The following is a 23,351-nucleotide window of genomic DNA, read 5'->3' as shown; positions in this document are numbered from 1 at the left end:
ACGCTCGGCTGGGACACCCCAGCCGAGCGTTTCACCAAACTGCTCAACACCACCAACTAACCAGCAGTGTTGCAACGACCACTGGAATCCACCCGGACGTCCGTGTAGAAGGTGCCCTTCCTTCGCTTGACGGCGTCAGTGGCGCAGGCCTAGGGAGCTGCGGAGGGCGGCGAGTTCGACCTTGCCCTGGTAGAGGTTGCCGTCGGCGAAGAGGGTCGGTGTGCCGCGGACGCCGGCGGTGACGCCGGAGCGGTAGTCGGTCTCGACGGCGGGCCGGTACGGCTGGGCCGCCTCGCCGGTCACCGAGTCCAGGTCGAGCATCTGCGCGTAGTTCTCCAGGTCGGGGTCGGCGAGCCGGCTCTGGTGGGCGAAAAGCAGGTCGTGCATCTCCCAGAAGCGGTCGCCGGAGGCCTCGGCGGCCAGCGCCGCGGTCAGCGCGAACGGGTGCACCGTGAACAGTGGGAAGTGCCGGTAGACCAGCCGCACCACGCCGTCCGACTCGTCGATCAGGCGGCGCAGCACCGGCGCGGCCGCGCCGCAGTACGGGCACTCGAAGTCGCCGTACTCCACCAGCGTCATCGGGGCGTCGGCCGCCCCGTAGACGTGCCGGTCGAGGTCCACCGCGCCGGACTCGGTCACCCTTGCAGCGTAGTTGCCCGGGGTGCTCAGCCGTTGGCGATCAGCGCGGCGTAGTCGGCGGCGCGCAGGGGGTCCTGGCTCAGGGAGGCGTCGGGCAGGGGCACCCCGATCCGCGCGCCCTGCCTGGTGAACACCACGCCGGTGACGTCGCGGCGGCTGGTCAGCGTGCACACGATCTGCCCGAAGGCGAGCACGTCGTCGTTGCGGCCGGTGTTCTCGATGCCCGCGGGCAGCTCGACGTAAGCGATGCCGTCGATCAGCCGCACCGACGCGACCACGTCGCGCCCGCCGAGCGCGGTGCCCAGGCCGCGGTCCTGCTCCGCCTCGGTCGGCCCGGCCAGCAGGTCGCCGAGCAGGCGCTGCGGGTCGGGCTCGGCGGCCAGCCGGCGCTGCACCGCGACCAGCGAGCCGTCCCTGATCAGGTACAGGCTCTCCGCGGCGGGCCCGGACGCGGCGGCCGAGGGCGCGCCCGTCGCGGCCCGGGACGGCGTGCCCACCTCGATCACGCGCGGGGTGTCCTCGACCGGGACGCCGCACCCGGCGGCGAGCAGCACCAGCAGCGACGGCAGCACCAGCACGGACCCGGGCACGCGCCCGGACGACAGCCTTGGCAGCGGCCGCCGGGCAGACCGGGAGGGTGAGGGACGCGGGGTCACTGGGCCACCTTCGGCAGGTCGATGCGGAAGCGGGCGCCGCCGCCGGGGCGGTCGGTCACGTGCACACGGCCGCCGTGCGCCTGCACGTGCTGGGCGACCAGGGACAGGCCGAGTCCGGTGCCCTCGCTGTCGCCACGGGCTCCGGCGGTGCGGCCGCGCACGAACCGGTCGAAGATCGACTCCCGGTCGGCCGGGCTGACGCCGGGGCCCTCGTCGTCGACCTCGACGTAGTATCCGAGCATCCGGCGGCCGCCCAGGCGCACCGCCACCGCGCCGCCGCCGTGGCGCTGCGCGTTGTCGATGAGGTTGACCAGGATCTGCTCGAAGCGCCGGCGATCCACCTGCCAGATCGCGTCGCTGCCCTGGGCGATCGACACCAGGCTCACGTTCAGGCCGCGTGCCCGGCACAGGCGGCGTGCCAGCGCGGGCACGTCGACCGAGGTGCGGTCGGCGGCCTGATCGCTGCGGGACAGCTCGATCAGGTCGGTGACCAGGTCCTGGAAGCGCTCGACCTCCTCGGTGAGCAGCGCCGCGGCGGTCGCCGTACGCGGATCGAGGTGGGCGCGGCGGCGGGCCAGCACGCTCGCGGCGGCGGACAGGGTCTGCAGCGGCGAGCGCAGCTCGTGGCTCACGTCGGCGGCGAACCGGCGGTCGCGCTCCATACGCCGCGAAAGCTGGTCGACCATCAGGTTGAACGAGGTGGTCAGCCGGGCCAGCTCGGGTTCGGCGGCGGGGTCGAGCCGGGCGCTGTGATCCCCGGCGGCGATCTCGCTGGCCGCGTTGGCGACCGACGTCAGCGGGCGCAGCACCCGGCGGGAGGCGTACCAGCCCAGCAGCGCCCCGGCCCCCGTGGTGCCGACCGCGACCAGCGTCAGCACCAGCGCGAGCACCTTCAGCGACCGGTCCAGCTCGCGCATGAAGTCGACCTCGTAGAGGGCTGTGCCGTCGTCGAGCGGCACGGCGATGACCATGGCGGGCACACCGTCGACGCGTACCCGCTGGATGCCGGGCTCGCCCCGCTCGACCAGGCGGACCAGGCCGTCGGGGATCTCGGCGGCGGTGTTGGCGGTGTCCACCTGGGTGGAGAACCAGCGGCTCCCCCGGCGCAGGAAGGCGCGCCGGTCCGCGCCGGTGTTCAGGGCGCTGAGCGCGGTCAGCGCGTCGGGGCTGTCGTCGTCGAGACCGGACGCGACGATCGCGGCGTCCAGCGCCACGGCGCGCACCGCCGAGTCCTCCCGCTGTGCCAGCAGGAAGCGCTCGGTGAGCTGGTAGGACAGCGCGCCCATGACGGTCGACACGCCCAGCGCACCGACCGCGAAACCCGCCGTCACCCGCGCGCGCAGCCCCGGTCTGCGGATCATCGCTGGAGCTTGTAGCCGAGGCCGCGGACGGTCACCAGGCGGGCCGGGGCGCCGGGGTCGTCCTCGACCTTCTGGCGCAGGCGTCCGACGTGCACGTCGACGAGCCGCTCGTCGCCGAAGTCGTACTCCCACACCCGCTCCAGCAGCTGCTGGCGCGACAGCACCTGGCCGGCGTGCTCGGCCAGCTCGCACAGCAGCCGGAACTCGGTGCGGGTCAGCGCGAGCTGGTTGCCGCGCAGCAGCACCTCTCCGGCCTGGGGGCGGATCTCCAGCTCGCCGATCACGGAGGTGCGCGGGCCGGTCGCGGTGGCGGCGCGGGCCCGCCGCCGCAGCGCCCGCAGCCGGGCGGTGAGTTCCTTGACCGCGATCGGCTTCACGACGTAGTCGTCGGCGCCGGCCTCCAGCGCGGCGACGATGTCGTGCGTGTCGTCGCGCGCGCTGACCACCACGATCGGCACGTCGTCGGCGCGGCGCAGCTCCCGGATGCACTCGAATCCGTCGATGCCGGGCAGCATCAGGTCCACGAGCACCGTGTCCGCGGGCTCGCGGCGCTGGCGGACCAGCCCCTCCTCGGCCGTGGCGGCGGCCGAGACGGTGTATCCCTCGTCCTCGAGCGCCAGCGTCAGCGACAGGCGGATGCGGTCGTCGTCTTCGATGACCAGTACAGCGACCATCGCCGCATCATCGCCCAGAAACCCGGCGTACGGCCAGTGGCGGGCCGCCGACCTCGTAGCCGCCGGGCCGGGTGTGCCGGGTGTGCGCGCCGCTGGAAAGCCGCCGGATGCGGCGCTCCGGGGTCGCCGCCTGTCCACCGGTGCGCGCTCCTACCAGCGTCATCAGGTGTTCGGCCCAGCTGTCCAGCGTCGGCGGGGTGTCGGCGTGGCGGGCCCGCGGGGCCGGGCCGTGGCGGCCGGTGGCCGAGGCGATGGCGTCGGCGAACGCGCCCGTGTCGTGCGGGTTGACCGCGATCGCCCCCGGCAGGTCGGCGACGCCGCAGGTCAGTTCGCTGACCACGACGGACGCCCCGAGCTCGCCGCGGGCCGCGATGAACTCGTGCGCGGCGGCCACCGAGCCGTGGTGGGTCGGCGTGACCAGGATCCCGTCGCAGGCCAGGTACAGCGCGGCCAGGTCGCGGCGGTCGGGCTCGGCGCGTACGTAGTGCACGACCGCCTGCCCGACGCCGGCGTGCGTACCGTTGATCTTCGCGATGAGCCGGTCGACCCGTTCTCGCTGCGCGTCCTCGGCCGGGGTGCGCGGATCGCCGCAGGCCACGTGGAGCAGCGCGACCTCGCCGAGGGCCGGCCGGTGCTCGGCGAGGAAACGCTCGAAGGCGTGCAGGCGCTGCTCGACGGCGTCGGCGGGATCCCAGCCCGCGACGGACAGCAGCACGGTTCCGGTCACCCGCATCGCGGCGCGGATCCGCCCGCCCGCCGCACGCACCGGAGCCAGCCCGGCCAGCCGCCGGGCCCCCGCGGTGTCGGCCGGCAGCGGGTACGCGATGACGCGTACGCCCCGGTGGCCAAGGGTGATGCGGCCGTCGCGCACCGCCAGGCCGTGCACCCGGTCGGCGAGGTCCAGCAGGTTGTCGACGGCGCGCTGGTGCGGCAGCGCGATCACGTCCGCGCCGAGCAGCCCCGACAGCAGCGCCCGGTGCTCAGGCAGCCGCGCGAACGACTCCGCGGGCGGGAACGTGGTGTGCAGGTGCATGACGACGGCCAGGTCGGGGCGCATCCGGCGCAGCACCCGTGGCAGCAGCTGGAGCTGGTGGCCGTGGGTCCACACCGTCGCCGAGGCCGACGCCGACGCGGCCACGGCGGCGGCGACCCGGCGGTTGACCGTCAGGTAGCTGTCGAACCAGCCGCTCGGGAAGTCACCGGGCTGGTGGTGGCAGAGCGAGCGGAGCAGGCTCGCGCCCAGCGCGGCGGCGCCGGCCCGCGCGGGCGGGCGCACGTCGAGCGCGCCGTCGCCGCAGCCGTCGCCACCGGCCGCGGCCCATGCCCCGGACGACGCCGCGACGAGCGGCCGCAGTGACGCCAGCGCGGCGCCGACCTGGTCGCGGCTGTCGTCGGGATCGGCGGCGGGCAGGCGGTCCACGGCCATCACCAGGCCGTACCGTCGCCCGCGGCTCACGGCAGCACCTGCTGCGGGTCGGGGTCCGCGGTCAGCACCTGCAGCACCCGGTCGACGCGGGCGAGTTTGAGGTTGCGCCGCGCCCGTGCGGACGGCGAGCGCAGCGCCACGGTGCCGCCGTCGCGCATGGCCCGGCGGTGGGTGTCCAGCAGCAGCAGGATGCCGGCCGCGTCGATCAGCTCGCAGTCGGCGAGGTCGATGACGAGCTGGCGCGGGTGCAGCGCCAGCGCCTCCTCCAGCACGTCGTTCACGCTCGGCGCGGACCGCACGTCCAGATCACCGCGCACCTGCACCTCGACCAACGGCACGACCTGCGTCGCACCGGCGGGGACCACGTCGTCCACCGTCACCTCCCTGGATGGACTCCGAGCCTTACCCGCCGGTACGGCGATCATCCGGCGGAACCATGACAGTTGTGTGACAGTTCCGCTGTTTCGTGTCAGCGTCCGGGGTCATGCCCGTCCGGGGACCGGCCGGACCGGAGGGACGGGCCTGCTGACCTGCTCGCAGTAGGCTGCTGATGCGAAACACCGACGGGGAGGGCCTGTTCATGAGCGAGCGTCCGCATCGGATCACCGCGCCGGAGCAGCTCCGCGCGTTGCTGGGGGAGCCCACGGCGGCGGCGGCCGGCAAGACCCGCACCAGCCTGCACGAGCACGACCGGGCCTGGCTGGCCGCGGCTCGGTTCTGCCTGATGGCGACCTCGCACGCCGACGGCAGCTGCGACGTGTCGCCCAAGGGCGACCCGGCCGGGTTCACGCTGGTGCTCGACGACACCACGATCGCCATCCCGGAGCGGCCGGGCAACCGGCGGGCCGACGGGTTCTTCAACATCCTGGCCAACCCGCATGTCGGCCTGCTCTACGTGGTCCCCGGCCGGACCGACACGCTGCGCATCAACGGCCGCGCGGAGCTGGTGTCCGACGCGCCGTTCTTCGACGACATGGTGGTCAAGGGTCACCGCCCGCAGCTTGCCGTGATCGTCTCGATCGACGAGGTGTTCTACCACTGTTCGAAGTCGTTCCTGCGCTCGTCGTTGTGGAAGCCAGAGACCTGGCAGCCGGAGACGGCCCCGTCGCGACCGCAGATCATGCGGTCCCTGGAGGGCTCGACCAAGTCCGTCGAGGAGCTGGAGGCCTACTACGGGCCCGGTTACGAGGAGTCGATCTACAAGGGCTGAGGTACGCCCGGCGGGTGATGTCGGCCGGGTGATCAGGCAGGTAGCGTCAGGGCCGATCCTCGAACGGGAGGTGTCGGACATGTCCGGCCTGCAACTTCACGACCTGCGCCAGGTGCCCGACGAGACGCTGTATCTGCGGCTGATCGTGCTGCGCAGGCACTTCCCGGCCGACTTCGACGCCGAGGACTACGACTACCGCCGCAACGTGTGGGAGGCGGCCAACCGCGCCGTGCAGTCCGAGATCCGCCGCCGCCGCGCCGCGCCGCCGGCCTGGTGGGTCCTCGAACGCGGCGAGCCGCCCGAGGTCCGGCAGCGCCGCTTCGGCGCGATCGCCGCGTACCTCGTCGGCGGCGGGCTGGTGGTGCTGCTGTCCGGCATCCCGTACCTGGCCGTGCCGCTCATGCTGACGGTGCTGGCCAGCGGCGCGACCTGGCTGGTGCCCGAGGTGCTGCGCAATCAGCGCCAGCCGTTCCTGCGGCCCATCCCGCGCCCGCGCACGCCCCGCGACTGAGTCAGCCGACCGGCTGCCGGAAGCCGTACACGGTCTGCCAGCGCTGCCCGGCCACCACCCGGACCTGCCCGGTGGCCAGGTCGTAGGTCACCGACCACCGGGTGTGCGGCTGCGCCACCGAGCGCAGCAGGTCCATCGCGCCGGCCTCGGTCACCGTGCCGCCGGAGGCGCTGAGCGCGTCGGCGAGCACCCGGTAGCGCCGATCGTGCCGCCGTTCCTGCTCCCCGACCCCGGCCAGCGGCACGTTCGTCAGCGCCCGCCATGGGGCGGTGCCGCGCTCGACCCGCTGGTGGCCGTCGGTGTACTCGACCAGCGCCGACGCGCCGGACGCGTCCGCGAGCAGGTAGTGCAGCGGCGGACCGCCGGTGAAGTCGAGGTTGTGCCGGGCGAAGATCGCGAGCGCCTCGTCGACCGTGGCGGCCTGGTCCAGCACCAGCCGCAGGATGCGTACGCTGCCCACGGTCGGTTTGGCCGGGTCGGGCACGGAGTGCGCGCTCTCGTCGGCGGCCATGCCCACGGCGAGACCGCGCTCGTTCAGCCCGTCGAACGGCAGCAGCGGCGCGTCGAGCAGGCGGCGGTCGCCGCGCGGGTCGTCGGCCGCCGAGAAGCCGAGGTAGCGCAGGTCCACCAGGGAGATCGAGGCGTGCCCGTCGGGCGGGTCGGCCCGCAGCACCAGCGCGGGGTTGGGGTCCCAGTCGAAGTTGCGCCCGAAGACCGGGCGCGACCTGTCGCCGAGCGCGGCGAACAGCGAGCACCCGAACGGGGCGGCGGCCGTCGGCGCCGGGCCGGGCGCGGCGGTCTCGTAGTCGCCGGTGTAGGTCATCTCGTACAGCGGCAGGTCGTCGACGCGGCGCAGGCTGGCCAGCGTCGCCTCGGCCTCGGCCGCGGACTGCCGCGACGCCGTGCCCGCGGCGGACGGCGAGGGCGAGGGGGAGCCGGCGGGCGTGCAGGATGCCAGGACGAGAAGGAGTACGAACCCGAACCGTCGCATGGGTCCACGGTCGCACGACCCGTGTCGATGGGACAGGGCCTGGGCGGTCGCGCCTCAGGCCAGGGCGTTGCGGTTGGCGGGGCGCATCGGCAGCCGACGCCGGGCTCGGCGCGGGGGCAGCAGCACCCGGTCGGCGTGGTGGCGCAGGCCGGTGCGCAGCACCCGGACCGGGCGGCTCGCGCCCCGGATGAAGGCCCGCGCGGGCAGCCGCGCCGCAGACGGGGCCCGCTCGATCCGGCGCTGCCGGGCGGAAGCCCGCCGGCGCAGCGCCAGCAGCAGCAGGTACGCCCCGGCCAGCGCGCCACTGAGCATCACGTCCGCCGCCGTCATGGTTCCGCCCTCCCTGAGCCGCCGCGTGAGCCAGGTCCTCACCGCACCAACGACAAACGTGAGTGGGCCGTTATTACTTCCCGTAGTCGCGTACCTCACGTTTCGGCTTCGGCCAGGGACTCCGATGTGGCCGGGATCGCGTCGGGGTTTGCCGCCGCCGTACGCCGGGCAGTCCAGAACGGCACGAGCAGCGACGGAAGGGATGAACCGATGGGAACGGTCGACTCTGCCAAGCACCACCTGCAGAACCTCAAGGGCAAGGTGAAGGAGCACGTCGGCGACGCGACCGACAACCACAGCCTCCAGGCCGAGGGCATCGCCGAGCAGGCCAAGGCGAAGGCGGCCATGGCCGCCGACGACGTGCGTGACGCGGTGCGCGGCCGCGACGACGACCGCGACGACACCAGGAACTGACGGCGTACGCGGGCGGGCCGGTCCCTGTGCGGGGCCGGCCCGCCGCCGTGCTCGTCAGGCCGCAGGGGCGCCGGTGCCGCCGTCCAGGCGGGCGTCGTGGACCAGGATCGCGGCCTGCACCCGGTTGGTCAGGCCCAGCTTGGCCAGCGCCCGGCTCACGTGGGCCTTCACCGTCGTCTCGGCCATGTCCAGCTCGCGGGCGATGTCGGCGTTCGACAGGCCGCGGGCGACCGCGCGCACCACGTCGCGCTCCCGGTCGGTCAGCACCGCCAGGCGTGCCCTGGCCTGGTCGGCCACCGACGGGCCGCGCTCGGCGAACGAGCTGATCAGGCGGCGGGTGACCGTGGGGGCGAGCATCGCGTTGCCGGCCGCCACGGTGCGCACCGCCTCCGCCAGGTCACGCGGTGGGGTGTCCTTGAGCAGGAAGCCGACCGCCCCGGCGCGCAGCGCGGCGTGCACGTACTCGTCCTGGTCGAACGTGGTCAGCATGACCACGCGGGGCGGCTCCGGCAGCCGGGCGACCGCGGCCGCGCCGCTCAGCCCGTCGGTGCCGGGCATGCGCACGTCCATCAGCACGACCTCGGGCCGGTGCCGGCGGGCCGCCTCGACGGCCTCCGCGCCGTCGCGGGCTTCGGCGACCACGGCGATGTCACCGGCCGCTTCGAGGATCATCCGCAGCCCCGAGCGCACCAGCGCCTCGTCGTCGACGACCAGCACCCGGATCACGCCGCCACCTCCCGGCTCGCCGGCTGCTCCGGCGGGTCGGCCGGGATACGCGCGTGCAGCAGGAAACCTCCGTCGAGCCGGGGCCGGGCCTGCACGGTGCCACCGGCCAGGACGACCCGTTCGGTGAGCCCGACCAGGCCCAGCCCGCTCTCCGGCACCGGCGGGGCCGGGTGCGGCGGCGGGTCGTTCTCCACCGCCACCACCAGCCCGTACGGCTCGTGGCGCAGCGTCACCGTGGTCGGCACCGCTCCGGCGTGTTTGGCCACGTTGGTCAGCGCCTCCTGCACCACCCGGTACGCGGTGCGCTGCGCGGACAGCGACACCTCCTGGCGCTGCCCCACGTCGACCAGGCGCACCGGCAGCCCGGCCGCGCGGCTGGCGTCCAGCAGCCGGTCCAGATCGGCGAGCGTGGGCTGGGGTGCGAGTTCCGGGGCCGTGCCGTCGGTCAGGTCCGGTGCGCGCAGCATGCCCAGCACCTCGCGAAGTTCCTGCATCGCCTCCCGGCCGGTGGTGCGGATCAGCGCCGCCTCCTCGGCGGTGCGCGGGTCGGCGGTGCTGACCTCCAGCGCCCCGGCGTGCAGCACCATCAGCGCCACCCGGTGCGCGACGACGTCGTGCATCTCCCGGGCGATGCGCCGCCGCTCGTCGGACCGGGCCCGTTCGGCGCGCTCATGCTGCTCGCGTTCGAGCCGTTCGGCCCTTTCCCGCAGCTGCTCCACGACCTGCCGCCGGGCGCGCACCCACAGCCCGAAGACGAACGGGAGCACGACGGTCATGCCGACCCAGAACAGGGCGGTGAGGGTGCCGCCGAAGATGACGCCGCCGGTCATGCCCTCGTACAGCAGGTCGCTGTGCACCGCGCTCCAGCCGACCGGCACCCCGACGAGGGTGCTCGCGACCAGGAAGAACGGCCAGGCGCGACCGGGGTTCTGCGGCCGGCCCGGACGGCCCGCGCCCGCGTAGTAGGAGGCGACGAACAGCGCGGCCATCATGCTCAGAGAGAGCCACGTCACCAGCGCGACGACGAACAGCGGCCAGCGCGACCGGCGGATCAGGGCCGCGCTGACGCCCGCGACCAGCATCATCAGCACGGTCAGCGCCCAGGGCGGCTCGCCCGGCAGGCCCTCGAACATGTAGATCGGCGGCCGCTGTGGGGTGACCAGGGAGAAGACCGTCACCGTGCAGCCGAGCGCGAACGGGTACAGCCAGTGCGCGAACCGGCGCAGCGGGCTTCCCGGCTGCAGCCACGACGGCAGGCCGGGGACCCGTGCCACGCTGTGCTCCACGCCCCACCTCCCGTTCCTCCGCCGTGTCGGTGACGAGCTTAGGCAGGTGCACCCCGGGGGCGGCCACTACTTACGTCTTCGCCGCCTGCTACTTAAGTAGCGGGTGTTGATCTACTCCTGCCCGAGTGCACGGCCGCCGCCGGGCGGCAGCGTGTCGGGCATGACGAACTTCGACGCCGCGGTGAGCGCGGAAGACCTCACCAAACGGTACGGCTCGGGCGACGCGCAGGTGACCGCGCTGGACGCGGTCACGGTGGCCTTCGGCCGCGGCGAGCTCACCGCGATCATGGGACCGTCCGGGTCCGGCAAGTCCACCCTGATGCACTGCCTGGCGGGCCTGGACACGCCGACCGCGGGCCGGGTGTGGCTGGACGGCGCCCGGCACGGCAGCGCCGACCGGGTCGAGCTGAGCGGCCTGCGCGACGACGCGCTGACCGCGCTGCGCCGCGACCGGATGGGCTTCGTGTTCCAGGCGTTCAACCTGCTGCCGACGCTGACCGCGTGGGAGAACATCACCCTCCCGCTGGACCTGGCCGGACGCCGTCCCGACCAGGGCTTCGCCGACACGGTGATCGACGCGGTCGGTCTGCGCGACCGGCTGCACCACCGCCCCGCGCAGCTGTCCGGCGGCCAGCAGCAGCGGGTCGCCTGCGCCCGCGCGCTGATCAGCCGCCCGGACGTGGTCTTCGCCGACGAGCCGACCGGCGCCCTGGACTCCCGGGCCGGCGCGGAGGTGCTCGGCTTCCTGCGCCGCAGCGTCGACGAACTGGCGCAGACCGTGGTCATGGTCACCCACGACGCGGTCGCGGCCTCGTACGCCGACCGGGTGCTGTTCCTGGCCGACGGAAAGATCGTCGACGAGCTGCGCGAACCCTCCGCCGACCGGGTGCTCGACCGGATCCGCTCGCTGGAGTCCGTCGCGCGCGGCGCTCGCGCGGCGGTCGGGGCGGGTGCCTGATGCTGCGGGCGATGCTGCGCGACCTGCGCGCCCACCTGGGCCGGGTCGCGATGACCCTGGCCGCGATCGTGCTCGGGGTGGCTTTCGTGGTCGCCACCTGGGTGGTGTCGGACTCCGCCGCGGCCACCGTCGGCAAGGGCTCGTCCCGCACCGATCTCGCCGCGCTCGTGCAGCCCAAACCGACGGGACCGCAGGACGCCGAGATCTCCGCCGACGTCGTCGGCCGGCTCGCTCGGCTGCCCGGGGTCACCCGGGCCGAGGGCGTCCGTGCGGGCTACGCGGCCCTGGTCGGCACCAGCGGAAAGATCGGCACCACGTCCTGGGCGGAGACCGCGGGCACCGACTGGGACGACTCCCAGCGGTTCGCGCTCACCGCGGGCCGGGCACCGCAGCGCGCCGGGGAGGTGGCGCTGGAGCAGCAGGCCGCCGCCGAGGCCGGACTCTCGGTGGGCGACTCCGCCCGGGTGCTGCTCGGCGGTGACCGGTCGGACACCGCCACGGTCGTCGGCGTCTTCACCTACCGGGCGACGGGCTGGGGGTTCGACCCGGCCGTGGCGTACGACGCGGACACCGCGACCCGCCTGCTGCGCCACCGCGACGCCGCGCCCGGCGCGGAGCCGGGATTCGCGCGGGTCGAGCTGTCCGGGCCCGACGAGCAGGCCGTCGTCGCGGCCGTCCAGGCCGAACTCGGCGCGGGCTACTGGATCGACTCGGGCAGCGAACTGCGCGATCAGCAGCAGAAGGAGGCGGCCGGCAACGCCGACGTGATCCGCAAGGCGCTGCTGGCGTTCGCCGCCGTGGCGCTGATGGCGGGCGTGTTCGTCATCGCGAACACGTTCACCATGCTGGTCACCCAGCGCACCCGGCAGTTCGCGCTGCTGCGGGCCGTCGGCGCGCGACGGGCCCAGGTGCGCCGGGCGGTGCTGACCGAGGCCGTCGTGCTGGGCCTGGTCGGCTCGACGGTGGGCGTCGCGTTCGGCGCCGGGCTCGGCCTGCTGGCGATGCGGCTGCTGCCGGTGGTCGGGGACGTGGCGTACGTGGTGTCGCCGTGGGCGGTGCTACTCGGTTACGGAGTGGGCGTGGTGGTGACGGTCGTCGCCGCGTACGGGTCGGCGCGCCGGGCGGCGCGGGTGTCGCCGATGGCGGCGCTGCGCACCGACGCGGCCGTGCCGCGGCGCTCGCTGGTGCTGCGCAGCCTGCTCGGCCTGCTGGCCGTCGCGGGCGGGGCGGCCATGGTCGCGGTGACCAGGCCCGAGGAGCTGACCGAGCCGATGCGTTTGCTGGCCATGGCCGGGGCGGTGCTGGCCTGGGTCGGTGTGCTGCTCACCGCGCCGATCATGGTGTCGGCGGTGCTCGCGCCGCTGACCCGGCTGCTGCGCTCGCCCCGCCCGGTCACCCGCATCGCCCTGCGCAACGCGGTACGCGACCCGCGCCGCACCGCCGCCACGTCGTCCGCGTTGATGATCGGGCTGTCGCTGGTGTGCGCCTTCTCGACCGTGGGGCAGACGCTCAGTGACGACCTGACCGAGCAGGTCCGCTCGGCGGTTCCCGAGAACGTGGTGGTGCTGCGCGCCGCGGCGTACGGCTACCTCGACGACCCGGCCCGCGCCGCGGCGAAGGCGGCGCCCGGGGTGACCGCGCTGGCCGCGCCGCGATCCGGGGGGGTGGAGGTGGTCTCGGCGCGGGGCGCGTCGCAGGACACCGAGTTCACCAGCCTGGACCCGGCCGCGCTCGGCTCGGCGATCCGGCCCCGGATCGTCTCGGGCGGCTCCGACCTGCGCCAGGGAGTGCTGCTGGCCGAGCGGGTCGCCAACGAACTGGGAGTGAAGGCCGGCGACCAGGTCCGGCTCCGCTTCCCGGTCGTCGGAGAAGCGGGCGAGCCCGCGCCGGTCGAGGTGCCGGTGACCGTCGCCGGCGTGCACGAGGGCAGCGACATGCTGCGCGGGCAGCTGATCGACGACGCGCTGGTGCCTGCGGGGGTGTACCGGCAGGGCGACGTCATGTACGCCGTCGGCACGGATGCGGGCCTGCGCGGCGCGCTGGAGAAGGCGTTCGCGTCCCGGCCGGACGTGCTGGTCCAGGACCGCGAGCAGTTGCTCGACGACCTGCTGGAGCCGTACCAGCTGGTGTTGGGTCTGGTTTATGTGCTGCTCGGCGCGGCGGTGGTGATCGCGGTGTTCGGCGTGGTCAACACGCTGGCGTTGTCGGTACTGGAGCGGACCCGGGAGCTGGGGGTGTTCCGGGCGCTGGGGGCGTCGCGGGCGCTGGTGCGGCGCACGGTGCGCCGGGAGAGCGTGGTGATCTCGCTGTACGGCGGGGTGCTGGGGATCGGGGTCGGGGTGCTGCTGGGCGGGGTGATGCAGTACGTCATCCTGGCGAATCCGGTGTTCGGCATGTCGGTGCCGTGGTCGACCGCGGTGGTGGCTCTGGCGGGGATGGGGCTCGTCGGGGTGCTGGCCGCGCTGTGGCCGGCCCGCCGCGCCGCGCGCGCCGACATCCTGGCGGCGATCGCCACCGAGTGACCCGCGGCGGCGGGCTGCTGCTCGCCGCCCGCTTTCCCACGACGTTGGCCCATCTCGTCGACGCCGAGGCTCGGATTTGCGCCGACCTCGACTTGAGATGGGCCAACGTCTGTGGATGGTGGGGTCAGCGGGTCAGGCGCCAGCGTTGGTTGGTGCCGGTGCCGCAGGTCCACTGGATGGCGAGCGCGCCGTCGGCGGTGGAGGCGTTGCTGACGTCGACGCACTTGCCGCTGTGCACGGCGACGAGTTGGTAGACGCCGGTGCTGGACAGCCGCAGGGCGAACTGCTGGTTGGCGGTGCCGGTGCAGGTCCACTGGATGATCGCCGCGCCGTTGGCGGTGGACACCCCGTTGACGTCCAGGCACAGTCCGTTGGCGGTGTTGGTGACGGTGTACGTGTCCACGCCGACCGGGTTGAACCGGAACGACTGCGGACCCTGGCCGTTGCAGGGCCACTGCCGCAGCTGGGTGCCCGTGGCGGTCGACCCGTTGGGCACGTCGAGGCACTTGCCGCTGTGCTGGGCGACCGCCGTGGAGGTGAACGCGTCACCGGTGGTGATCGTCTCGGACAGCACCGTGCCGTGCCGGATGAAGCCGCTCAGCCCGCCGGGCACGTCGGAGCGGGCCGACCAGTTGTTGAGGTCGGTGCTGGTGGCCGTGTAGTAGTGCCCGGAGGTGTACCCGTCCATGTAGATGCGCCAGCTGCCGTCGGTCTGCCGGACCAGGGCCGGGCCTTCGACCCCGGAGCCCCAGCCCGCCCAGTTGCCGGTGCCGGTGAACGTCCACGGGCCGTTGAGCGCCGACGCCGTGGCGTGCTCGATGTACTTGGTGGTCTCGTTCTTGGCGAAGGCATGGTAGGTGCTGCCGGAGCGGACGACGAAGGTGTCGATGTAGTTCGGCGCGATGCCCGACAGCGCGACCGGCGTCGCCCACGACGAGAACGCCGTGTTCAGGGCCCGGAAGCGGTACGGCCGGAAGTTGGCGTACGAGGTGGTGCTCAGCGACACGATGACGTTCACGCTGCCGTCGGCCGGGTCGACGAACCACTCGGGGGCCCAGGTGTTGACGATGCCGGAGATGCCGACCGGCACGTTGCGCACGAACGACCAGTTGATCAGGTCGGCGCTGGACGCGATGCCGAACTCGGTGCCGGTCCAGTTGGTGGTGTAGACGACGTAGTAGCGGCCGTCGCTGTGCTTGAGCACGCTGGGGTCGCGGATCAGGCCCGACGGCGGGGTGTACGCGGGGCCGCGCAGCAGGGTGAAGTCGCGTGCGTTGGTGGACGTGTAGACGTACAGGTTGCTCTCGCTGCTGTTGGTGAACGCGGTGAGCACGTAGCGGGTCACCGTGGCCGCGGCGGCGGGGCGTGCGCCGGACAGGCCGGTGAGCAGGGCGAGCAGGACGGCCGCGGTGGCGGCGACGGCGCGGGCGGTGGGGGACAGCCTGGGGGACGGAATGCTGCCGAGCATGTGCTGCTCCTTGTCGCAGTCGGCAATGCATAGATGTACATTTATGTTAGCGCTAACATCACGCGCCCGGACATGCCCGGGTAGGCCGGACGCGATGCTCCACAGTGTCCGTACCCTCATCGAGAGCTGTCAAGGTCACGGCCGCCCTCCGCACGGCGTGACCGGGGCCACGCTTGCCTTGACACCGGCGGCAACGTTTAGCGTGTTGCAGGACAGGGAGGAGGACCCGGATGCTCATCGGCGAACTGGCGCAGCGCGCCGGCACCAGCACCCGCACGCTGCGGTACTACGAGCAGCACGGACTCATCCGGTCGCGGCGCGCGACCAACGGCTACCGGGCCTTCGACGAGGCCGAGCTGCGGGTCGTGCACGAGATCCGGGCCCTGCTCGCGGTCGGGTTCGACCTGGACGACATCCGCCCGTTCGTGGCCTGCCTGCGCGCCGGGCACGCGACCGGCGACGTCTGCCCCGACTCGGTCGCCGTGCTGCGGCGCAAACTCGACGAGGTCGACACCTGCCTCGCCCGCCTCAACACCGTCCGTGAAAAGCTCGACCACCAGCTCAACGAAGCCATCGCCCACCGGGAGAGAACATGTCTGAGAAGAACGGCCCCCTGATCGAGGTCACCGACGCCACGTTCGCCGACGTCGTGCTGAAGTCGGACCGGCCCGTGGTGGTCGACTTCTGGGCCGAGTGGTGCGCGCCCTGCAAGGTGCTGGAGCGCTCGCTGAACGAACTGTCCGCGGAGTACGGCGACCGGGTGGTGTTCACCAAGCTCGACTCCGACAACAACCCGGAGACGGCGCGGGCGTACAAGGTGATGTCGATGCCGACGCTGCTCGTGTTCCGCGGCGGCGAGGTCGTCGCCAGCCAGATCGGCAACCGCCCGAAGATGGCGCTGCGCCAGTTCCTGGACACCGGCATCGCGGGCTGAGCCCTGATCAGGCCGCGGCGGGCGACGCCGCCGCGGCCCGCCGCCCCGCCGCGATGACCAGGACGGCGATCGTCAGCAGGTGCGCGGTGAGGCCGAGCACCCCACGGGTGTACGCGATGACCGGGTCGACCTGGTCGCCCAGCTCGTCGCCCAGGATGACCGACGCCTGCGCGTACAGCGCGACCCCGGCCTCGGCGGCGAGCAGGGCCACCGCCGCGACCCGGGCCGGGCGGGTGAGCCCCGCGAACATCCAGCGCCACAGGTCCCTCGCCCGCGTGCTGTCGGGCATCCCGTGCCGGGCCATCGTCCCGCCGACCGCGATGGCCAGGAAGATCACTCCGAGCGGGGCCGTCAGCGTCACGAGCTCCTCGAAGTCTATCGGCGTCGTGGGCAGGAACGTGGCGGCGGTCAGCGCCACCCACGCGGCGTTCACGGCGGCGGTCATCCGCAGCGTCCAGAGCATGCCAGCACCGTAAGAGCCGTCCGCAACCTTCGCTGCCCCGCCGGCCCCGGCCCTGTTCCGCGCCGGTCGGCGGGCCTGTTTTGACATGATCGGCGCATGGGCCAGGCGTACGCCGTCACCGCGGAGTTCTACGACCTGCTGCAGGCCACCGAGCATCTCGCGGTCACCGGACGGCTGCTGGACCGGTGGCTCGGCAGCCCCGAGGTCGGCGTGCTGGACGTCGGTGCGGGCACCGGACTTGCCACCGACCTGCTGGCCCGCCGCTGCGCCGTGACCGTGCACGCCGTGGAACCCGCCGCGAGCATGCGGGCCGTGCTGCTGAGTCGCCTCGCCGGGCAGGCCGAGGTGCTGCCCCGGGTCCGCGTGCACGCCCGATGCGTCCAGGATCTGGGCCTGACCGGCGTCGCCGACTTCGCCTGGTGCCTGAACACCATGGCCGGGCTCGACCGGTCCGACCGGGCCGCGGCGCTGCGTGCTCTGGTGAGGGCGCTGGTGCCCGGCGGCCGCCTCGTCGTGCAGCGCCCGCCGACCCGCGCCGCGCAGGAACGCCGTGACCTGCCGTCGTGGCGGCTCGGCGGGGACCTGTACACCGGCGAGGTATCCACCACCCCGGTCGGCGCGGACCGGGTCCGGTGGCGTTTCAGCTACCGGGTCAGACGCAACGGCGTGCTCGTACGCGAGGAGACCGAGGTATTCGACGGCCACCTCGCCACGGAGTCCGGATTCGACGCCGAGCTGACTGCCGCCGGTTTCACCGTGGTCGGCACGGACGAGCCCGACATCGTCGTCGCCCGGCGCTGAATAGAGGACAGTCATGGCGATGCATGGGCCGCTATGGTGAGCCGGTGCCGGACGATGAGGTGACCGCTGCCGCGCCGCCCTCATCGGGGCGGGCGCGAACGACGGTCCTGCTGGTGGCGGTGCTGGTGCTGGCCGCGGCGTGGGGAGTGTGGCGGCTGGGCGCCCCCGGCCTGGTCCCGCACGGAGCCCCGGGCGACGGCTACGGCTGGGATCCGCCGCGCATCACCTTCACCATGCGCAATGCGGGCTTCACGGACGTGCTCGTCACCGAGGTGGGCCGCAGCGGGACCGGATTCGAGCTGGTGCGCGCCGAGGGTGTGCCGGTGCTGGTGCCGGCAGGGGAGTCCGCGCGGATCACCCTGGTGTACCGGGTCACCGACTGTGACCGGGTGCCGGTCGAGCCGTGGCCGGTGCCGGTCGTCGCGGGCACGTGGCGCGGCGAGTCCACTGTGTATCTCGCGCAGGCGCGCCAGCAGCGGCGGGACGATCTCCCGGAGCCGCAGGGCCCGGACGTGGAGTGGCAGGAGGGCCTGGCCGCGAAGAACTGCGCCCTGACCGGCCGGTCCTGAGCGGGCGCGCGGTCACCGGCGCTTCGGTAGCGTGGTGGTTCATGAACGACAACGGAGTGACGATCCGCCTGGCCGGTGCGGAGGCCGTGGACGCGCTGGAGCCGCTGTGGCTGTCCCTGCACCGCCACCACCGGCAGGTCGCACCGGAGCTGGCCATGTACCCCGACGAGCGGTCGTGGGGGCTGCGCCGGGACCTGTACCGGCAGTGGATCACTGAGCCGGGTTCGTTCATCCTGCTCGCCGAGGACGGCGGGGAGCTGGTCGGCTACGCGTTCACGCACGTGTTCGCGGGCCCGGACGACACCTGGGTCTCCGGTGACCGGATCGCCGAACTGGAGTCGCTGTCGGTGGCGGCGAGCCACCGCGGCCGGGGCGTCGGCACCCGGCTGCTCGACGCCGTCGACGAGCGGCTCGCCGAGCTGGGCATCGGCGACCTGTACATCGGCACGCTGGCCGCCAATCTCGGCGCGCAGCGGGTGTACGAGAAGCGCGGCCTGCGCCCCTTGATGATCAAATACGCGCGGCTGGCCGCCTCGCCTCCCCGCGACTGAGCCACCCGTCGCGAATTGGCTGTGGGGGAGCGCGATCACGCACCGTACGGTCGACGAGTGGAGATCTTGAGATACGCGGCGTTCAGCGCCGACCCGGCCGGCGGCAACCCTGCGGGCGTCGTGCTCGACGCGAGCACGCTCGACGGCGCGGCCATGCTCGCCATCGCGGCGGACGTCGGCTACTCCGAGACCGCGTTCCTCGTGCCGCGCGGCGGCGGCCGGTTCACGGTCCGCTACTTCAGCCCGCTGGCCGAGGTGGACTTCTGCGGGCACGCGACCATCGCGTCCGCGGCGGCGTACGCCGAGCGGCACGGCGCGGGCCCGCTGACCTTCGACACGAACGCGGGCACCGTCGAGGTGTCCACCGCGGTGGCCGCCGACGGCACCGCCACGGCCACCCTGACCAGCGTCGCACCGCGTACCGCGCCGATCGTCGAGTCCGATCTCGCCGAGCTGATGGACGTGCTGGGCTGGTCGGCGGCCGAGCTTGACCCGGCCCTGCCGCCGCGGCTGGCGTACGCCGGGAACTGGCACCCGATCCTGGCCGCGGCGACCCGGCAGCGGCTGTCCGACCTGGACTACGACATGGCCGTGCTCGGCGAGCTGATGGCCCGGCGCGCCTGGACCACCGTCGACCTGGTGTGGCGGGAGTCCGCGGACGTGTTCCACGCGCGCAACCCGTTCCCGCCCGGTGGGGTGGTCGACGACCCGGCGACCGGCGCGGCCGCCGCGGCGTTCGGCGGCTACCTGCGCGAGCTGGGTGCGGTGACGCCGCCCGCCGCGATCACCGTGCACCAGGGCGTCGACATGGGACGGCCCAGCCTGCTGACGGTCGGGATCGGGCCCGACCCGGTCGGCGGCATCGCGGTCAGCGGCGCGGCCGTCGCCATGTAGTCCTGGCGGCGGGTGTTTTCGCAGGTCACGGGCGTGGCGAAGATCGGTTCGGCGCAGTCGCCTCCGTAGGATCTGGTCGATCCTAGGAAAGGTGACATGTAGTGAAAAAGTCGTATCGAGCAGCGGCGCTGAGCGCGGCGCTGCTCGCCGGAGCCGTCGTCGGCGGCGCGCCGTCCTGGAGCGCCGTCGCCGCCGGTGAGCAGGTCTACGACACCGCGGGCACGTACACGTTCGACGTGCCCGCGGGTGCCGAGGTGACGCTGGAGCTGTGGGGCGCGGGCGGCGGTGGTGGCGGCGGCAACGGCGGCGGAGCCGGCGGCGGCGGTGGCGGTGGCGGCAAGTCCCTGTTCGGCAGGGGCGGTGGCGGCGGAGCAGGTGGCAGCTCCGGCGGCGGCGGCGCGGGCGGCGGCTCGGGCGGTGCGGGGCAGTATGTCAAGTGCGTGCTGCCCGCCGGCTTCCCTGCGACGCAGCTGTCCATCGTGGTCGGCCGCGGTGGCAGCGGGGGACGCGGCGCTGCCGCGGCACCCGGCGGCGCGCCGAGTTCGCCCGGCGGCAACGGCAATGCCGGTCAGATCTCCCGGGCGGGCGCGGACGGGGCGGAGGGCGCGCTCACCGAGGTCAGCGTCCTGCTCAACGGAACCGAACTGCTGCTGACCCAGGCCGCGGGCGGTGCGGGCGGCCAGGGCAGCCCCGAGTTCTCCAACGGCGGCCCCGGCGGCATGGACGCCACCGGCAGCCGTCCCGGCAGCACCCGTCCCGGCGGAATCGGCAGTAGCGCCCCCGGTGACGGCGGCGTTGGCGGCACGATGACCGTGCCCTCGGCGGCCCTGTGCGCCGGCACCGACGGCGCGGCCGGGAACGCGGGCAAGGGCGGCGGCGACGGCGCGGGCGGCGGCTCCGGCGTCGACGGCGCGAGCAGCGGCACCGGCGGGGCCGGTGGCGCGGGCGCGACCGTGGTCGGGCTGGGTGGCGCGGGCGGCGTCGTGACCGAAGGCGTCGAGCACGGCGTCGGCGGTGCCGGTGGTGCGGGCGGCAACGGCGGGCGCGGTGGTGCGGGTGGTCGCGGGGGCTACTACCGCAGCCTCGCCCCGAACGGCGGCCTCGTCGGCGGCAACTCGGCCGCGGGCGTGACCGGCAAGCCCGGAGCCGACGGCTTCGCCCGCCTCACCTGGTGAGCTGAGAAGCAGGGCGCCTGCCGACCGGTCAGCGGCCGGCAGGCGCCCTGCCATTGCGCAGCGTGTACCCGATGCTCCGGCTGGCGTGGCCGGCCCGGTGCTCGTGCAGCCGGTCGTCGGCGGAGGCCGTACGGATCGGTGCCGACCGTCGGGCAGCGGTGGCGCGCCGCTAGGGCGTCGCGCAGACGGCGCGGCCGGTCAGGGTCCATTCGGCCAGGCCGGGCGCGTTGTTCATCAGGGCCACGGTGAGCACGCCCGTGGCGGACGGGGCGGCGGCGACCGGGAAGATCGAACCCGGGAACCTGGAGTTGACGTCCCAGCCCGTGCCGAGGGCCGCCGTGCCCGCCGGGCAGGCCGGGGACGCGCCCTGCTGGAAGCCGGTCGTGGGCGGGCTGGTGACGATCGGCAGGGCCAAGCCGGGCAGCGCCGGCGCGCAGATCGCGTACGCGGTCAGGGTCCAGGTGGCGGTGGTGCCGTCACTGTCCTCGTAGGCCGCCGCGGTGACCGTGGTCGTGGCGGGCATCATCGCGTCGATCACCACCTGGCCGAGCCCGCCGGTGACCGTCGCGCCGCCGCCGAGGGCCCGCTTGCCGGTGGGGCAGGCGGCGGTCGTCGAGCGCGCGGCCGAGCCGGCGGCGCTGACGGCGGTGACGATCTCCAGCCCCGGCACCAGGTCGGCGCAGACCGCGTACGCGCGGATCCACCAGCTCTCGGCCGTGCCGTCCTGGTCCTCGTAACCGGTGGCGGTCACCGCGCCCGCCGCCGGGATCAGGTCATCCAGCACCACCTGTGCGGCCGCACCGTCGAGATAGAAGCCCGCGCCGACGACCCGCTTGCCGGCCGGGCAGGTGGCCGTCACCGTCTTGGGTGAGCCGCTGCCACCCGTGCTGGCCGTGGTCACGATCTGCAGGCCCGGCACCGCGGCCTGCGCCGATGTGCCGGTCTGTGCCAGGCCGGTCGCCGCGGCGAGCGCGACAGCGGCCGCCGCCGCCCTGGTCCTGCCCCTCATCTGTGGCCTCCTCCGGTGGTCGGTGCACTGTGCACGGTGCCGTACGGGCGGGCGCATCCGATCGTTCTGTCACGGCTCCGACATCGCGACGGTTCGCCGTCGCCGGGAATGGGCCGGAAGTTCCCGGTGAATCGGTGAGAGTCCACACATACGTGCGGGAACCGGCGACGGGGTCGGCGCGACCTGTGTCGCGCGGTGACCCTGTCGCCGCCGGGCACGCCGCGTGGCGTGCCGGGTCCCCGAGGTGAAGGACGCGAGATGAAGATCGGTGCGAGGGCACGGTGGCGGGCCGGCGTGGTGACGGTCGCGGCGGCGGCGATGATCGGTCTGTCGGCCGTGCCGGCGGCGGCGCATGTGACCGTGAACCCGAAGGAGGCGACGGTCGGCGGATACGCCCGGCTGACCTTCCGGGTGCCGAACGAGAAGGACAACGCCTCGACGGTGAAGGTGGAGGTCACGCTGCCCGAGGACGCCCCGTTCGCGAGCGTCTCGGTCAAGCCGACGCCCGGCTGGACGGCCGTGGTCGAGAAGCGCAAGCTGGCGACACCGATCAAGAACCACGACCGTGAGATCACCGAGGCCGCCTCGAAGATCACCTGGACGGCGGACGCCGCGTCGGCCGTCAAGCCCGGCCAGTTCCAGGAGTTCGACGTGTCCGCCGGGCCGGTGCCGGAGGTCAGCCAGATCGTGTTCAAGGCGCTGCAGACGTACTCCGACGGCGAGGTCGTGCGCTGGATCGAGGAGCCGAAGGAAGGCGCGGAGCTGGAGCACCCCGCTCCGGTGCTCAAGGTCGTGCCCAAGGCGGCCGCGGCCGCGTCCCCTGCGGCGGCCGGAAACAACGCGGCGTCGGGCGCTGCTCCGGCGTCCTCGGACGGCGGCAACGGCTGGCCGCTCGGTCTGAGCATCGCCGCGCTGGTCGTGGCCCTGGCCGCCCTCGGCCTGGCCCTGCGCGGCAAGCCCGCCTCCGCCGGGTCCTGAGCTGCCGCCCGGGGTGGCCGGGCGACGTCAGCGCAGCGGCCGGCCGGTCAGCGCGAGCCGTTGGGGAGATCAGCGTTTGTGGTCATGATCTGCGGGTCGACCGCAGATCATGACCGCAAGCGGCGATCATGAGATCCACCGCGACCGGCGGAGCCGGTCAGACGGCGCGCAGGTGGCGGCGCGGGGCGGCGGAGGCGCTGTCGCCGAGCGCGGCGGCGAGGTCGTCGCGGGCGCGGGCGACCCGGGACCGGATGGTGCCGATCGGGCAGCCGATGACCTCGGCGGCCTCGCCGTACGACAGGCCCAGGATCTGCGTGGCGACGAACGCCTCCCGCCGGTCGGGGTCGAGCCCGGCGACCAGCCGGTCGAGGAGGATCTGCTCGTCGAAGCGCCCGGCCGCGCCGGCCGAGACGGTGTCGGCCACGGCGGCCCAGTCCGCCAGGTCCGCCGAGCGCGGTCGGCGGGCGAGCATGCGCAGGTGGTCCACGACGGTGTGCCGGGCGATGGCCAGCAGCCAGGTGCGGGCCGAGGAGCGGCCCTCGAACGAGGGCAGGGCGCGCATCGCCCGCAGGTAGGTGTCCTGCGCGAGGTCGTCGGCGTCGGCGGCCCCGGCCAGGTGCGCCACGAAGCGCACCACGTCGCGCTGGGTCGCCGCCACGAACGCCTCGACGGCGGCGCGGTCGCCGCCGCGGGCCGCCAGGGCCAGCGCCGTGATGCGCTCGTCGTCACCGCCGTAAGACATGACCGGAAGCGTATCGTTCGCCGCCCTTCGATGCGATCCCTCCGGTGCGCGACAGCGCCGCAG

General features: G+C 73.9%; 27 protein-coding genes. 13 read left to right on the top strand and 14 right to left on the bottom strand.

Annotation, left to right across the window (positions count from 1 at the left end):
• Positions 1-135: 135 nt before the first annotated feature.
• The 6 genes from AB0B35_RS40045 to AB0B35_RS40020 all read right to left on the bottom strand — a co-directional run bounded on the left by AB0B35_RS40045 (position 136) and on the right by AB0B35_RS40020 (position 5,130).
• Positions 136-639 (bottom strand): DsbA family protein, encoded by a 504-nt coding sequence (locus tag AB0B35_RS40045; protein WP_361056513.1) that lies wholly within the window; start codon positions 637-639, stop codon positions 136-138.
• Between the two features lie 26 nt (positions 640-665).
• Complete coding sequence (locus AB0B35_RS40040) at positions 666-1,229, bottom strand: GerMN domain-containing protein (protein ID WP_361056510.1); 564 nt, start codon at positions 1,227-1,229, stop codon at positions 666-668.
• A gap of 62 nt (positions 1,230-1,291) precedes the next feature.
• On the bottom strand, positions 1,292-2,653 hold the full coding sequence (locus tag AB0B35_RS40035; RefSeq protein WP_361056523.1) for a HAMP domain-containing sensor histidine kinase: 1,362 nt from the start codon (positions 2,651-2,653) through the stop codon (positions 1,292-1,294).
• Positions 2,653-3,330, bottom strand: coding sequence for a response regulator transcription factor (locus AB0B35_RS40030; RefSeq protein WP_360534261.1), 678 nt, complete (start codon positions 3,328-3,330; stop codon positions 2,653-2,655). The genes AB0B35_RS40035 and AB0B35_RS40030 overlap by 1 nt, the downstream gene beginning before the upstream one ends.
• Positions 3,331-3,337: 7 nt before the next feature.
• Positions 3,338-4,786 carry a trehalose-6-phosphate synthase gene (locus tag AB0B35_RS40025; RefSeq protein WP_361056507.1) on the bottom strand — a complete coding sequence of 483 codons (1,449 nt, stop codon included), beginning with the start codon at positions 4,784-4,786 and terminating at the stop codon, positions 3,338-3,340.
• Positions 4,783-5,130, bottom strand: coding sequence for an STAS domain-containing protein (locus tag AB0B35_RS40020; RefSeq protein WP_361056504.1), 348 nt, complete (start codon positions 5,128-5,130; stop codon positions 4,783-4,785). The genes AB0B35_RS40025 and AB0B35_RS40020 overlap by 4 nt, the downstream gene beginning before the upstream one ends.
• Before the next feature lie 206 nt (positions 5,131-5,336).
• On the opposite strand from AB0B35_RS40020, the gene AB0B35_RS40015 reads away from it, so the two are divergent.
• Together AB0B35_RS40015 and AB0B35_RS40010 are read left to right on the top strand one after the other, a co-directional pair.
• Positions 5,337-5,966 (top strand): pyridoxamine 5'-phosphate oxidase family protein, encoded by a 630-nt coding sequence (locus AB0B35_RS40015; protein WP_361056520.1) that lies wholly within the window; start codon positions 5,337-5,339, stop codon positions 5,964-5,966.
• A gap of 79 nt (positions 5,967-6,045) precedes the next feature.
• On the top strand, positions 6,046-6,477 hold the full coding sequence (locus tag AB0B35_RS40010) for a hypothetical protein (protein ID WP_361056501.1): 432 nt from the start codon (positions 6,046-6,048) through the stop codon (positions 6,475-6,477).
• Position 6,478: 1 nt separating this feature from the next.
• Here AB0B35_RS40010 and AB0B35_RS40005 read toward each other — a convergent pair whose 3' ends face one another.
• Positions 6,479-7,468 carry a C45 family peptidase gene (locus tag AB0B35_RS40005; RefSeq protein WP_361056498.1) on the bottom strand — a complete coding sequence of 330 codons (990 nt, stop codon included), beginning with the start codon at positions 7,466-7,468 and terminating at the stop codon, positions 6,479-6,481.
• Positions 7,469-7,522: 54 nt separating this feature from the next.
• Positions 7,523-7,798: a hypothetical protein gene (locus tag AB0B35_RS40000; RefSeq protein ID WP_361056495.1), complete on the bottom strand. Its 276-nt coding sequence runs from the start codon at positions 7,796-7,798 to the stop codon at positions 7,523-7,525.
• 210 nt (positions 7,799-8,008) lie between these two features.
• Here AB0B35_RS40000 and AB0B35_RS39995 point away from each other — a divergent pair, with 210 nt between their 5' ends.
• Entirely contained in the window at positions 8,009-8,212 is a 204-nt protein-coding gene (locus tag AB0B35_RS39995) for a CsbD family protein (RefSeq protein WP_360534247.1), read from the top strand.
• Positions 8,213-8,266: 54 nt separating this feature from the next.
• Here the strand turns inward: AB0B35_RS39995 and AB0B35_RS39990 are convergent, their stop codons facing one another.
• Both AB0B35_RS39990 and AB0B35_RS39985 read right to left on the bottom strand, forming a co-directional pair.
• On the bottom strand, positions 8,267-8,938 hold the full coding sequence (locus AB0B35_RS39990) for a response regulator transcription factor (RefSeq protein WP_361056492.1): 672 nt from the start codon (positions 8,936-8,938) through the stop codon (positions 8,267-8,269).
• Positions 8,935-10,212, bottom strand: a complete 1,278-nt coding sequence (locus AB0B35_RS39985) for a histidine kinase (protein ID WP_361056489.1) — start codon at positions 10,210-10,212, stop codon at positions 8,935-8,937. Before AB0B35_RS39985 ends, AB0B35_RS39990 begins: the two co-directional genes overlap by 4 nt.
• A 172-nt stretch (positions 10,213-10,384) precedes the next feature.
• Here AB0B35_RS39985 and AB0B35_RS39980 point away from each other — a divergent pair, with 172 nt between their 5' ends.
• The gene (locus AB0B35_RS39980) at positions 10,385-11,182 is read left to right on the top strand and encodes an ABC transporter ATP-binding protein (RefSeq protein WP_361056486.1); all 798 of its coding nucleotides are present in this window, start codon (positions 10,385-10,387) and stop codon (positions 11,180-11,182) included.
• Positions 11,182-13,704 carry an FtsX-like permease family protein gene (locus AB0B35_RS39975; protein ID WP_361056483.1) on the top strand — a complete coding sequence of 841 codons (2,523 nt, stop codon included), beginning with the start codon at positions 11,182-11,184 and terminating at the stop codon, positions 13,702-13,704. The genes AB0B35_RS39980 and AB0B35_RS39975 overlap by 1 nt, the downstream gene beginning before the upstream one ends.
• Positions 13,705-13,828: 124 nt before the next feature.
• Here AB0B35_RS39975 and AB0B35_RS39970 read toward each other — a convergent pair whose 3' ends face one another.
• Entirely contained in the window at positions 13,829-15,172 is a 1,344-nt protein-coding gene (locus AB0B35_RS39970; RefSeq protein WP_361056480.1) for an RICIN domain-containing protein, read from the bottom strand.
• A 230-nt stretch (positions 15,173-15,402) separates the two neighbouring features.
• Between AB0B35_RS39970 and AB0B35_RS39965 the strand changes: the two genes are divergently transcribed.
• Positions 15,403-15,789, top strand: a complete 387-nt coding sequence (locus AB0B35_RS39965) for a MerR family transcriptional regulator (protein ID WP_361056477.1) — start codon at positions 15,403-15,405, stop codon at positions 15,787-15,789.
• Entirely contained in the window at positions 15,765-16,106 is a 342-nt protein-coding gene (trxA, locus tag AB0B35_RS39960; protein ID WP_361056474.1) for a thioredoxin, read from the top strand. The genes AB0B35_RS39965 and trxA overlap by 25 nt, the downstream gene beginning before the upstream one ends.
• Before the next feature lie 7 nt (positions 16,107-16,113).
• Here trxA and AB0B35_RS39955 read toward each other — a convergent pair whose 3' ends face one another.
• The gene (locus tag AB0B35_RS39955) at positions 16,114-16,569 is read right to left on the bottom strand and encodes a hypothetical protein (protein ID WP_361056471.1); all 456 of its coding nucleotides are present in this window, start codon (positions 16,567-16,569) and stop codon (positions 16,114-16,116) included.
• A 96-nt stretch (positions 16,570-16,665) separates the two neighbouring features.
• Here AB0B35_RS39955 and AB0B35_RS39950 point away from each other — a divergent pair, with 96 nt between their 5' ends.
• From AB0B35_RS39950 to AB0B35_RS39930, 5 genes are all read left to right on the top strand, one after another.
• Positions 16,666-17,370, top strand: a complete 705-nt coding sequence (locus AB0B35_RS39950) for a class I SAM-dependent methyltransferase (protein ID WP_361056468.1) — start codon at positions 16,666-16,668, stop codon at positions 17,368-17,370.
• A 44-nt stretch (positions 17,371-17,414) separates the two neighbouring features.
• Entirely contained in the window at positions 17,415-17,939 is a 525-nt protein-coding gene (locus AB0B35_RS39945) for a hypothetical protein (protein WP_361056465.1), read from the top strand.
• Positions 17,940-17,980: 41 nt separating this feature from the next.
• The gene (locus AB0B35_RS39940; RefSeq protein WP_361056462.1) at positions 17,981-18,490 is read left to right on the top strand and encodes a GNAT family N-acetyltransferase; all 510 of its coding nucleotides are present in this window, start codon (positions 17,981-17,983) and stop codon (positions 18,488-18,490) included.
• 57 nt (positions 18,491-18,547) lie between these two features.
• A complete protein-coding gene (locus AB0B35_RS39935; protein ID WP_361056459.1) occupies positions 18,548-19,384 on the top strand; it encodes a PhzF family phenazine biosynthesis isomerase in 837 nt (278 codons plus the stop codon).
• Positions 19,385-19,485: 101 nt separating this feature from the next.
• Entirely contained in the window at positions 19,486-20,559 is a 1,074-nt protein-coding gene (locus AB0B35_RS39930) for a hypothetical protein (protein WP_361056456.1), read from the top strand.
• Positions 20,560-20,728: 169 nt separating this feature from the next.
• On the opposite strand, the gene AB0B35_RS39925 is transcribed toward AB0B35_RS39930, so the two are convergent.
• Positions 20,729-21,568, bottom strand: coding sequence for a hypothetical protein (locus AB0B35_RS39925; RefSeq protein WP_361056453.1), 840 nt, complete (start codon positions 21,566-21,568; stop codon positions 20,729-20,731).
• A gap of 258 nt (positions 21,569-21,826) precedes the next feature.
• On the opposite strand from AB0B35_RS39925, the gene AB0B35_RS39920 reads away from it, so the two are divergent.
• Complete coding sequence (locus AB0B35_RS39920) at positions 21,827-22,546, top strand: YcnI family protein (RefSeq protein WP_361056450.1); 720 nt, start codon at positions 21,827-21,829, stop codon at positions 22,544-22,546.
• A 157-nt stretch (positions 22,547-22,703) separates the two neighbouring features.
• Here the strand turns inward: AB0B35_RS39920 and AB0B35_RS39915 are convergent, their stop codons facing one another.
• A complete protein-coding gene (locus AB0B35_RS39915) occupies positions 22,704-23,288 on the bottom strand; it encodes a sigma-70 family RNA polymerase sigma factor (protein WP_361056447.1) in 585 nt (194 codons plus the stop codon).
• Positions 23,289-23,351: the final 63 nt, after the last annotated feature.

This window comes from Catellatospora sp. NPDC049133 (genome assembly GCF_040648455.1).
Lineage (GTDB): Bacteria > Actinomycetota > Actinomycetes > Mycobacteriales > Micromonosporaceae > Catellatospora > Catellatospora aurea.
This window is presented reverse-complemented; position numbering and strand designations above follow the sequence as displayed.

Excerpts from the sequence above, each read along its gene's own strand:
- AB0B35_RS40030 (WP_360534261.1), bottom strand. The coding sequence starts at position 3,330 with ATGGTCGCTGTACTGGTCATCGAAGACGACGACCGCATCCGCCTGTCG.
- AB0B35_RS40015 (WP_361056520.1), top strand. The coding sequence starts at position 5,337 with ATGAGCGAGCGTCCGCATCGGATCACCGCGCCGGAGCAGCTCCGCGCG.
- AB0B35_RS40010 (WP_361056501.1), top strand. The coding sequence starts at position 6,046 with ATGTCCGGCCTGCAACTTCACGACCTGCGCCAGGTGCCCGACGAGACG.
- AB0B35_RS40005 (WP_361056498.1), bottom strand. The coding sequence starts at position 7,468 with ATGCGACGGTTCGGGTTCGTACTCCTTCTCGTCCTGGCATCCTGCACG.
- AB0B35_RS40000 (WP_361056495.1), bottom strand. The coding sequence starts at position 7,798 with ATGACGGCGGCGGACGTGATGCTCAGTGGCGCGCTGGCCGGGGCGTAC.
- AB0B35_RS39995 (WP_360534247.1), top strand. The coding sequence starts at position 8,009 with ATGGGAACGGTCGACTCTGCCAAGCACCACCTGCAGAACCTCAAGGGC.
- AB0B35_RS39980 (WP_361056486.1), top strand. The coding sequence starts at position 10,385 with ATGACGAACTTCGACGCCGCGGTGAGCGCGGAAGACCTCACCAAACGG.
- AB0B35_RS39975 (WP_361056483.1), top strand. The coding sequence starts at position 11,182 with ATGCTGCGGGCGATGCTGCGCGACCTGCGCGCCCACCTGGGCCGGGTC.
- AB0B35_RS39970 (WP_361056480.1), bottom strand. The coding sequence starts at position 15,172 with ATGCTCGGCAGCATTCCGTCCCCCAGGCTGTCCCCCACCGCCCGCGCC.
- AB0B35_RS39965 (WP_361056477.1), top strand. The coding sequence starts at position 15,403 with ATGCTCATCGGCGAACTGGCGCAGCGCGCCGGCACCAGCACCCGCACG.
- trxA (WP_361056474.1), top strand. The coding sequence starts at position 15,765 with ATGTCTGAGAAGAACGGCCCCCTGATCGAGGTCACCGACGCCACGTTC.
- AB0B35_RS39955 (WP_361056471.1), bottom strand. The coding sequence starts at position 16,569 with ATGCTCTGGACGCTGCGGATGACCGCCGCCGTGAACGCCGCGTGGGTG.
- AB0B35_RS39950 (WP_361056468.1), top strand. The coding sequence starts at position 16,666 with ATGGGCCAGGCGTACGCCGTCACCGCGGAGTTCTACGACCTGCTGCAG.
- AB0B35_RS39940 (WP_361056462.1), top strand. The coding sequence starts at position 17,981 with ATGAACGACAACGGAGTGACGATCCGCCTGGCCGGTGCGGAGGCCGTG.
- AB0B35_RS39925 (WP_361056453.1), bottom strand. The coding sequence starts at position 21,568 with ATGAGGGGCAGGACCAGGGCGGCGGCGGCCGCTGTCGCGCTCGCCGCG.
- AB0B35_RS39920 (WP_361056450.1), top strand. The coding sequence starts at position 21,827 with ATGAAGATCGGTGCGAGGGCACGGTGGCGGGCCGGCGTGGTGACGGTC.
- AB0B35_RS39915 (WP_361056447.1), bottom strand. The coding sequence starts at position 23,288 with ATGTCTTACGGCGGTGACGACGAGCGCATCACGGCGCTGGCCCTGGCG.